The organism is Sphingomonas faeni (assembly GCF_024273235.1).
GTDB classification, from domain to species: Bacteria; Pseudomonadota; Alphaproteobacteria; order Sphingomonadales; family Sphingomonadaceae; genus Sphingomonas; species Sphingomonas faeni_A.
Genome location: NZ_JANBVH010000067.1, coordinates 1 through 10212, shown reverse-complemented (window position 1 = coordinate 10212; position 10212 = coordinate 1). Strand labels below are relative to the sequence as shown.

Here is a 10212-nt window from a genome sequence, read left to right as displayed (position 1 = left end):
CGTCACTAGCATGGAGTGGGCTGGCTTCATCCGGGCTCACAATCTTGAGCACTCGATGAGCCGACGCGGCAACTGCCATGACAATGCCGTCGCCGAGAGCTTCTTCTCCTTGCTCAAGCGTGAGCGCATCCGGCGCTGCACCTATGAAACCCGTGAGGAAGCCCGGCAGGACGCGTTCGATTACGTCGAGATGTTCTATCAACCCTGTACGCAAGCGGGTCAGGAACGGGATGCTGTCGCCCGTCGCGTTCGAACGGCAGCAGGTTTTAAAGGCGGAAGGCGTCTAGAAAACTAGGGGCTACTCAGGCTGAAGCTTGGTATTCACATCGGAGCATTCGGACTCGGCGTTGACAGACCTTGGATCGATCCGTTTTCAAAAACGGAAGGTCGTCCATACTCCGGTAAACAGCGAGTCCGCATAGCCGGCGCGCGTCAATACATTTCCCGCGCGGAGATATTCTGCCCGAAGCGTGAACGACAGATTCGGCGTAGCAGACCAGACGGCATTTAGTCGGCCCAACTGTGCGACGTCGTGGCCGGCCACGTTCTGCGTGCCCGCATAGGCGTTGCCGACTCCGCTGTAGACCGCATCGTGTTCATCGTTGCGCCACACGAATGCGAGCTCGGTGAGGACGCGCACGCCCTTCAACGGCGTAAAGCTGACGGTCGGCGCGACGTCCAGATAGTTGGTCGGGCCGACAAAGATGCCGTAGCTGAAATAGGGGGCTGTCCCGAACAACTGGCTGGCATTGTGCAGCGTGCCCGTCCCGAACGCGCCGCCGCCCGAGCCAAAGTCGGCCCGCCAGCCGATCCGCGTGGCGGTCGGGGTCGGCTTGCCAAGCGCGAAGGTCTGCGCGGCGAAAATTTGATAGGCCGATACGGCACGTCCGTTATAGGTGCCGGACTGATGGTTGGCGCTCACGTCGACATTGATGGGTCCGATATCGCCCCACAGCCGCACCCCCCAGAACCGGCGTTCCTCGCGCGCCACAGTGGCGCCCCAGCGCTGGTTGCGGTTGCGCAGATAATAGAAGAACGGATCGACATAGAGTTTCGAACTGCCGAACGCATTCGTGGGGACGACGACGCTGCCGGTGACGCCCGAGAAGCGCCGGCTCTTGTCGGTCGGATCGTCGAACGCGTCGAGCCCGAGCCGGGTATAGTGCAAGTCGAACACGCCGATGCGCGCCCGCCTGCCCGTCGCATAGGCGCGCACGCCATCGAAGGTGATGCGGATGTTGGGGTTTTCCTGGATGCTGACCAGCTGGATCGGGCCGTCCTGGAAGTCCTGCCGGCCGACGCGGATGCCGGCGTTCATGCCGCCGACATTTCCCTCCACTTCGGCGAAGAGTTGCTGGACGAGCAGGTCGTTGCGCTGGACGGGCGTGACCGCACCAAAATAGCCGCCTTCCTGCACGCCGCTCGCAAGCTCGCCATAGGCGCGGAAGTTCTTGCCGATGTGCAGGTCGGCGCCGACGACGTTGCGCAGCAGGATCGCGTTAGTATCGCGCCCGGCACGCAGGCCCGGACTCGTGATGGTATCGTGGCGCAGACGTTGCTCGTCGCTGAGCGTCAGATAGATGTCGCCACCCTCGTCGAACGGGATGAACTTGAGCGCATCGAAAGGGCCCGTGCGTTTCGACCGGTCGCGCAGGAATGACCAGTCCTCCGCCCAGCGTGCCAGATAGAATCGTGGTCCGGCCTTGGCGCCATAGCCCAAGGCTGCCTCGGGATAGCTGCCAGCGGGTGCGGCACCGGGGGCCGGAACGATTCCCTGCTGATCGACCGGGGCGGCGGGCGAGACCGGAAGCTGTTGGACGGGCGTGGGCTGGGTCTGCCCCAAGGCGATTCCCGGCATCGTCATGGCCGCGATCGCGACCCCTTTCGGCAGGCGCTTCATCATCGTCTCCAACTGAACGGGCGGTCGTTTCCGGTCTTCGCGCCGGCCGCCTCTTCGCAAGCGCGAGGCTATGGTTCGAAACCGATCACGACAAATAAGCTTATGCGATGCCATCCATCATTTCGGATGATGGGAACGGCGCCATGTCGATCACAGGGGATGATGCCGAGCATCATCTGATCTTATTTGTTTTGATAGCGATAAAGCCTGATCATTGCTCGACCCAAGACGTGCGTCGGGCACGGGGGACGGCAATAGCCGCCTTGGCCGAGAGGATCGATGATGGACGCAACCATGACTGTGGAAGAGGGCAAGGCGACGGGTTCGCAGACGAGTATGCGCGCCGTGATCGCATCGTGCTTTGGATGGGGGCTCGACCTGTTCGACCTCTTCATCCTGCTGTACGTCGCGCCGGCGGTGGGCAAGCATTTCTTCCCGTCGCACGAACCCATGCTGTCGCTTGCAGGCGCCTATGCCGCCTTTGCGGTTACGTTGCTGATGCGGCCGCTGGGGTCGGCATTGTTCGGATCCTATGCCGATAGGCATGGACGCAAGGGCGCGATGATCCTCGCGGTCGCCGGCGTAGGCATCGCCACCGCGGCGTTCGGCCTGTTGCCGACGGTCGAGATGATCGGGATCTGGGCGACGATCCTGTTCTTGCTGCTGCGCCTCGTGCAGGGCATCTTCGTCGGGGGCGTCGTCGCCTCTACGCACGTCATCGGCACGGAATCGGTGCCCGAGCGCTGGCGCGGCATGATGAGCGGTACGATCGGCGGTGGCGGCGCGGCGATCGGAACGCTGCTTGCCTCCATCGCGTTCATGGGCGTGTCCTATGTGTTCCCTGGCGACAGCTTCAACGAGACCGGCTGGCGGTTCATGTTTTTCTGCGGGCTGATCACCTCGGGTATCGGGCTGATCCTGTTCCGCGGTCTCGTCGAATCGCCGCACTTCCGCGAGGCGCAGGAGGCCAAGGCGACGAAGGCGCGCGCCGAGAAGGAGATCGTCGGTCCGTCGCCGCTTAAGACGCTGATGGCGAACCCCGACTATCGCAAGCGCTTCCTGGTCAACCTGCTGCTCAGCACCGGCGCCGGAGCGACCTATTATCTGACCGCCGGCTATCTGCCGACCTATCTCAAGCTGGTGAACGGGCTGTCCGGTCCGGCGGCCTCTTCGATCATGCTGATGGGCAGCGTGGCCGGTGCGATCTCGTCGATCGGGCTCGGCGAACTCAGCCAGCATATCGGGCGCAAGAAGGCGTTCCTGGCCATCGGCGTCGTCTGCCTGCTGGCGCTGCCGTTCCTGATCCTCAACCTCGGTAGCGCGACCGGAGGAGCGGTGACCGCCTATGCGCTGGCCATCAGCTTCCTCGGCTCGGCGGGGTTCGCGCCGCTGATGATCTTCCTCAACGAGCGCTTCCCGACCGAAATCCGCTCGACCGGCACGGGATTGTCGTGGAACGTCGGCTTCGCGATCGGCGGAATCATGCCGACCTTCGTCTCGCTTGCCTCGGCGACGCCCGCCGACATCCCGCAAAGCCTAGGGATTTTCCTGGCCGGTGCCTGCGCGCTCTATCTGGTGGGCGGCCTCGTCGCCCCCGAAACCAAGGGAAGGCTCGCCACGTGAACGTGATTGATCGGCCAAAGACGGATAATTGGATCGGCAAGTCGCTGCCGCGCGTCGAGGATGCTGCGCTGCTGACGGGGCGAGGACGCTATATCGACGATCTGGGCGTCAAGCCGGGGACCGCGCATGCGGCGATCCTCCGCTCGCCGCACGGGCATGCGAACATCCTCGGGATCGACGCCGCGCGCGCGCGCGCGCTACCGGGCGTGTTCGCGGTGATTACTGCGGAGGAGGTGCAGCGATACGGCTCGAGCCTCGTCGTGGGGCTTAAGATACCGGTCGAATGCTGGCCGCTCGCGATCGACAAAGTGCGCTATTATGGTGAGCCGGTCGCGGTCGTCGTCGCACTCGACCGCTATGTCGCCGAAGACGCGCTCGACCTGATCGCCGTCAGATACGAGACGCTGGCGGCGGTCATCGATCCCGAGGAGGCGCTCGCGGACGATGCGCCGGTGCTGCACGAAGGGCTCAAAGGCAACCTCGCGAACGAGCGGCGCTTCACGTACGGCGATCCTGACGCCGCGTTTGCCGCCGCGCCGCACCGGATCGGCATCGACGTCAAGTTCCCGCGCAGCGCCTGCACGCCGATCGAGACCTATGGCATAGTCGCCGAATATGACCCCGGTGCCGACGCCTATGACGTGCTGGCGAATTTCCAGGGGCCGTTCAGCATCCATGCGGTGATGGCGCGCGCGCTGAACGTGCCGGGTAACCGGCTGCGGCTGCGCACGCCTGGCGACAGCGGCGGCAGCTTCGGCATCAAGCAGGCCATATTTCCCTATGTCGTGCTGATCGGCATCGCCGCGCGTGTCGCCGGGCGTCCGGTGAAGTGGGTCGAGGATCGGCTCGAACATCTGATGGCGTCGACCGTCGCGACGAATCGCGTTACGACCCTGGCGGCGGCGGTCGAGACGGACGGGCGGATCACGGCCTTATCCTGGGACCAGATCGAGGACACTGGGGCGCATCTGCGCGCGCCCGAGCCTGCCACGCTCTATCGCATGCACGGCAACATGACCGGCGCCTATGCGATCCGCAACGTTGCGATCCGCAACCGTGTGGTGTTGACCAACAAGATGCCGACCGGGCTCAATCGCGGGTTTGGCGGACCGCAGGTCTATTATGCGCTCGAACGGCTGATGCAGCGTATCGCGGTCGAACTAGATATCGATCCCGTCGATGTAATCCGGCGGAATTTCATTCCGGCCGGCGAGTTTCCCTACCGGACCGCGTCGGGCGCGCTGTACGACAGCGGCGATTATCAGGCCGCGCTTGCGACGGCGATCGCCCAGGGCGGGCTCGAGGAGTTGAAGGCGAGGCGCGACGCCGCGCGTGCCGAGGGGCGGCTGTACGGCATCGGCTATGCCGCGGTGGTCGAGCCGAGCGTGTCGAACATGGGCTATATCACGGCGGTCCTGACGCCTGACCAGCGCGCGAAGGCGGGCGCGAAGAACGGCGCGCAGGCGACCGCGACGATCAGCCTGGACGCAGTCGGATCGGTGACCGTCCATGTCGCATCGGTGCCGCAGGGGCAGGGGCATCGCACGGTCCTGTCGCAGGTGGTCGCCGACGCGTTCGGACTGAAGCCGTCGGACATCGCGGTGGCGACCGAGCTCGACACCGCGAAGGACGCGTGGTCGATCGCATCGGGAAACTATTCGAGCCGCTTCGCGGCTGCAGTCGCAGGGGCGGCGCAGATTGCGGCGATGAGGCTGCGCGCCAAGCTGGCCGCGATCGCCGCCAAGCAGTTGAACGCCGAACTGGAGGACATCGTCTTTGCCGGAGGGCGCGTGCATGCGGGCGATCCCGCCACGTCGCTGGCGTTTGGGCGGGTCGCGTCGGCGAGCCACTGGGCGCCCGCCGATTTGCCGCAGGGCGTCGATCACGCGATCCGCGAGACCGCCTTCTGGACGCCGCCCGAACTGACTGCGCCGACCGGTGACGACCTGGTCAATTCGTCGCTCTGCCACGGCTTCATCTTCGACATCTGCGCGGTCGAGATCGATCGCGTCACCTGCGAGGTGAAGATCGACCGCTACGTCACGATGCACGACTGTGGGAAGATCCTGCATCCCGGCATGGTCGAGGGGCAGGTAACGGGCGGTTTCGCGCACGCTCTGGGTGCCGCCCTCTACGAGGAAAGCAGCTATGCCCCCGACGGCGGACTGCTGTCGGGCACCCTGGCCGACTATCTGATCCCGACGATCATGGAAACGCCGGCGCTGCGGATCCTGCATCACGAGAGCCCGTCGCCATTCACGCCGCTGGGCGCCAAGGGCGTGGGCGAGGGCAATTGCATGTCGACGCCGGTGTGCATCGCCAACGCGGTCGCCGATGCGCTGGGGATCGCCGACATCACGCTGCCCATCCTGCCGGCCAAGCTCGCCGAGCATGTCCACGGGATCGAACCGGAGCCGCGCAATCCGCCCGCGCCCAAGGCGAAGTCCACTATGGGCAAGCCGGGCGAACGCATGCTGACCGGACAGGGCAAGGCCGTGGTGGAGGCGCCGCGTCAGAAGATCTGGGACATGCTGCTCGATCCCCAGGCGCTGATGTCGATCATCCCCGGCGCGCACGGCGTCGAGAAGGTATCGGACACCGAATTCCGCGCCGACGTGACGCTCGGCATCGGGCCGGTGAAGGGGCGCTATTCGGCGGCGATCAGTCTCACCGATCTGAATGAGCCCGAATCGGTAACGCTGTCGGGTGGGACCGAGGGCGCGCTCGGATCGGGCCATGGCAGCGGTCGCGTGACGCTGACCGAGGAAGCCGGCAAGACGACCATCACCTATACCTACGAAGCGGCGGTCGGCGGCAAGGTCGCTTCGATCGGCGGGCGCCTGCTCGACGGCGCCGCACGCGTCGTGATCGGCCAGTTCTTCGACGCGCTCGCGCGCAAGGCGGGCGGGAAGACCGGCGGGCGCATTCGCCTGCCAGCGACGTTCAAGCGGCTGTTCGCGATGCTGGGAGTCGGTGCATGAAGCCTGCAGCATTCGACTATCTGCGCGCAGGCGATGCCGCCGAGGCGCTGGAGGCGCTGCATCAGGAGGGTGGCGATGCGCGCATCCTGGCGGGGGGGCAATCGCTGTTCCCGATGCTCAACATGAGGCTGGCGCGGCCCAAGCTGCTCGTAGACGTGATGCACGTCGCCGAGTTCGGGCGCATCGACGACGACGGCAGGACGATCCGGATCGGGGCTGGCGTGCGCCAGGCGGTGCTCGAGCGGCACGTCGACCTGAAGGCGCGCCAGCCGATGCTCGCCGCCGCGCTTGCCTGGGTCGGCCATGCGCAGACCCGCGCGCGTGGCACGGTGTGCGGGTCGATCGCGCATGCCGATCCATCGGGCGAGCTGCCGCTGGCATTGCTGACGCTCGGCGGCAGCGTGCATCTGCGTAATCGCAAGAAGCGTCGCGTGCTCGCGGCCAATGCCTTCACCACCGGCATGATGGCGACGCAGAAGGGCGACGACGAGCTGATTGAGGCGGTGTCGTTCCCCGTCGCGGTACCAGGCACCGGCTATGCGTTTCGCGAGATCGGGCGCCGGCACGGCGACTTCGCGATCGTCGCCTGCGCCGCCGTTGTCGACGCGGCGAAGACCGTGCTGGGGATCGGTGGCGTCGCCGACATGCCGGTACGCCGCGAATTGCCGCTGCCGGCCGATCCCGCCTTTGCCGACGCGCTCAACCAGTTCGCTTGGGACCTGGACGCGCGCGACGATCTCCATGCCACCGGTCGCTATCGCCGCGATCTCGTTCGCCAGCTGGGACGACAGACCATCGAGGAGGCCGCATCATGCCGCGCCTGAATGCCGATACCCGTCACCGTGTGGCCTTCGCGCTCAACGGCAGGCCCGTGTCGGGGCAAGCCGAGCCGCGCATGCTCCTGAGCGATTTCCTGCGCCATGAGATCGGCGCGACCGGCACACATCTCGGTTGCGAGCACGGCGTATGCGGGGCGTGCACGGTGCAGATCGATGGCGGGCTCGCGCGTGCTTGCCTGGCGCTGGCGGTCCAGACCGAAGGTGCCGACGTGCGCACCGTCGAGGGGCTGTCGCCCGATGGGGGTGCGACGCTGTCGATCCTGCAGGAGGCGTTCCGCGAGCATCACGGATTGCAGTGCGGCTTCTGTACGCCGGGGTTCCTCGTCACGCTCGATGCGTTGTTTCGCGACGATCCGCATGCGAGCGAAACGCATATCCGTGAGATGCTGTCGGGCCATCTGTGCCGCTGCACCGGCTACGCACCCATCATCAAGGCAGCGCTCGCCGCCCAGGCGACGCTGCTGGCGCGCGGCGCGGTCGCGCATCCTGACGACACCATGCCCGAAGAGGACGTCCATGCTTGACCTCGGCACAACCTATCTCGCCGCGCTCGAACGCGATCCCGATGCGCTCGCGGTCGTCGATGGCGATGTCCGGCTGAGCTATGCGCGATGGTACGTCCGCATCTCCGCGCTGGTCACCGCGCTCGACGATATCGGGCTGAAGCGGGGCGACCACCTCGTCAGCGTGCTGCGCAACCGGTGGCAGGCGGCGACGCTGCATTGGGCCTGCCAGTTCGCAGGCATCATCCTGACGCCGATCAACTGGCGCGCCAAATCAGACGAGGTGAGCTACACCGTCCACGATTCGGAAGCGCGTGCGATCGTGTACGAGGATTTTCCGGCCAAGGCGGTCGCGGCGGCGGGGCTCGACGGATCGATCATCCGCATCAGCCTTGACGACGCGCGGCCCGGCGAACTGCGGTTCGCCGACCTGCTGGCGGGCGGCGGTGCTCCCGCCAAGCCCAGGGTCGATGCCGAGGCCTGGTCGCTGATGCTCTATACCTCAGGCACGACCTCCAAGCCCAAGGGCGTGCCTCGCCGCCAGCGCGCTGAACGCGCCGCCGCGATCGCGCATGTCGCGCAAAACCTGTACGGCTATGGCGAGCGCACGCTGGGCGTGATGCCGCTCTATCACACGATGGGCGTGCGCTCGCTGCTGGCCTGCGCGATCACCAACGGCACCTTCGTGTGCATGCCAAAATTCGATGCGGGCGAGGCGATCCGGCTGATCGAGCAGGAGCGGATCGAGAACCTCTATCTTGTCCCGACTCTCTATCACGACATCGTCAACCACCCCGATTTCGCGCCCGAGCGTGTGGCGTCTGCGCGTAAGCTGGGGTTCGCGGGTGCGCCGATGACCGACGGCTTGCTCAAGATGATCGACGCCGCGTTCAAGCCCGAACTCTTCGTCAATCACTACGGATCGTCGGAGATCTACACCTGCACGATCGACCAGGATGCGCGCCGCAAGCCGGGGAGCGCTGGCAAGTCGGGGATCAACCAGATGATCCGCGTCGTCGCTCTCGACGGCGAGGATCCCGACCAGATCGTCGGACGCGGTGTCGAAGGTCAGATCATCGCCACGCTGGCGGGTGACGAGGCGTTCGAGGGCTATTGGCGCCGGCCCGAGGCCGACGAACGATCGCTGAAGGACGGCTGGTTCTTCAGTTCGGACACCGGATATTACGACGCTGACGGCGACCTGTTCGTGACCGGGCGCCTCGACGACATGATCATCTCGGGCGGCGAGAACGTGTCCCCGGTCGAGGTCGAGAGCCTGTTGTCGCTCCATCCCGCCGTATCCGAGGTGGCGGTCGTGGGGCTGCCCGACGAGCGATGGGGCAAGGCGATCACAGCCTTCGTCACGCCGTCCGCCCCCGTGACCGCCGAGGAACTCGACGCCTATTGCGCCAACTCGAGCCTTGCCAATTTCAAGCGCCCGCGCGCCTTCGTGTTCGTGCGCGAGATCCCGAAATCGCCCGTCGGTAAGCTGCTGCGGCGCCTGCTCGTGTCCGGCGACTACACCCCCCTCCCATCCCCAATAGAAGGATCTGCAGCATGACCGATGCCTACACCAATCTCGACGGTTTCACCGTCGTCATCGACGCCGAACAGAAACGCGGCGACATCATCCTCGACCGGGATGAGTACAACACGATCAGCATGGCGCAGCGCGACCAGCTGAAGGCGGTGTTCGAAGCGCTCGACGAGGACGACCGCGTCCGCGTGATCGTCGTGCGCGCGATCGGCAAGCATTTCTCGTCGGGCGGCTATATCATGGGCTTCCTGGAAGCGACGCCCGAGCATGTGTCGAAGCTCGCGTGGAACGTCGCCGCGCCCGCGCGTTGCGCGAAGCCGGTGATCGCGGCCAATCGCGGCTATTGCTTCGGCGTCGGGTTCGAGCTGTCGCTCGCTTGCGATTTCCGCCTCGTGACCGAGACCACGCAATATGCGTTGCCGGAGCAGAAGCTGGGGCAGATCCCCGGGTCGGGCGGGTCGGCGCGACTGCAGAAGATCGTCGGCATCACGCGGACCAAGGACATCGTCATGCGCTCGCGCCGCATCAAGGGCCAGCAGGCCTATGACTGGGGCATCGCGACAGAGATCGTCGCCGATGGCGAACTGGAGGCCGCGACCGATGCACTGGTCAAGGAACTCGTCGGCTTCTCACCGCTCGCGCAGCGGACCGCGAAAAAGCTGCTTAACGACACCGAGGATTCGAGCCTCGCGATCGCGATCGAACTCGAGGGGCATTGCTACAGCCGGCTGCGCTCGTCGGAGGATTTTGCCGAAGGGGTGAAGGCGTTCCACGAGAAGCGCGTTCCTGTCTTCAAGGGCCTGTGAGGAGAAGCGGGGTCGGCCAGCCG

General features: G+C 65.7%; 7 protein-coding genes and 1 pseudogene. 7 read left to right on the top strand and 1 reads right to left on the bottom strand.

Annotated elements, in window-relative coordinates; all coding sequences use genetic code 11:
* Positions 1-287: pseudogene (locus NLI89_RS21200) on the top strand (IS3 family transposase); the annotation flags it as partial.
* A gap of 86 nt (positions 288-373) precedes the next feature.
* Here the strand turns inward: NLI89_RS21200 and NLI89_RS21195 are convergent.
* Positions 374-1900, bottom strand: coding sequence for an alginate export family protein (locus NLI89_RS21195; protein WP_254688740.1), 1527 nt, complete (start codon positions 1898-1900; stop codon positions 374-376).
* Between the two features lie 282 nt (positions 1901-2182).
* Between NLI89_RS21195 and NLI89_RS21190 the strand changes: the two genes are divergently transcribed.
* The 6 genes from NLI89_RS21190 to NLI89_RS21165 are packed head-to-tail and all read left to right on the top strand — an operon-like array spanning position 2183 to position 10189.
* The gene (locus NLI89_RS21190; protein WP_254688739.1) at positions 2183-3523 is read left to right on the top strand and encodes an MFS transporter; all 1341 of its coding nucleotides are present in this window, start codon (positions 2183-2185) and stop codon (positions 3521-3523) included.
* Positions 3520-6504, top strand: coding sequence for a xanthine dehydrogenase family protein molybdopterin-binding subunit (locus NLI89_RS21185; protein ID WP_254688738.1), 2985 nt, complete (start codon positions 3520-3522; stop codon positions 6502-6504). The genes NLI89_RS21190 and NLI89_RS21185 overlap by 4 nt, the downstream gene beginning before the upstream one ends.
* Positions 6501-7328, top strand: a complete 828-nt coding sequence (locus tag NLI89_RS21180; RefSeq protein WP_242201586.1) for an FAD binding domain-containing protein — start codon at positions 6501-6503, stop codon at positions 7326-7328. Before NLI89_RS21185 ends, NLI89_RS21180 begins: the two co-directional genes overlap by 4 nt.
* Complete coding sequence (locus NLI89_RS21175; RefSeq protein ID WP_254688737.1) at positions 7316-7867, top strand: (2Fe-2S)-binding protein; 552 nt, start codon at positions 7316-7318, stop codon at positions 7865-7867. The genes NLI89_RS21180 and NLI89_RS21175 overlap by 13 nt, the downstream gene beginning before the upstream one ends.
* Positions 7860-9407, top strand: coding sequence for an AMP-binding protein (locus NLI89_RS21170; RefSeq protein WP_242201584.1), 1548 nt, complete (start codon positions 7860-7862; stop codon positions 9405-9407). The genes NLI89_RS21175 and NLI89_RS21170 overlap by 8 nt, the downstream gene beginning before the upstream one ends.
* A complete protein-coding gene (locus tag NLI89_RS21165) occupies positions 9404-10189 on the top strand; it encodes an enoyl-CoA hydratase/isomerase family protein (protein WP_242201583.1) in 786 nt (261 codons plus the stop codon). The genes NLI89_RS21170 and NLI89_RS21165 overlap by 4 nt, the downstream gene beginning before the upstream one ends.
* The last annotated feature ends 23 nt before the right edge of the window (positions 10190-10212 follow it).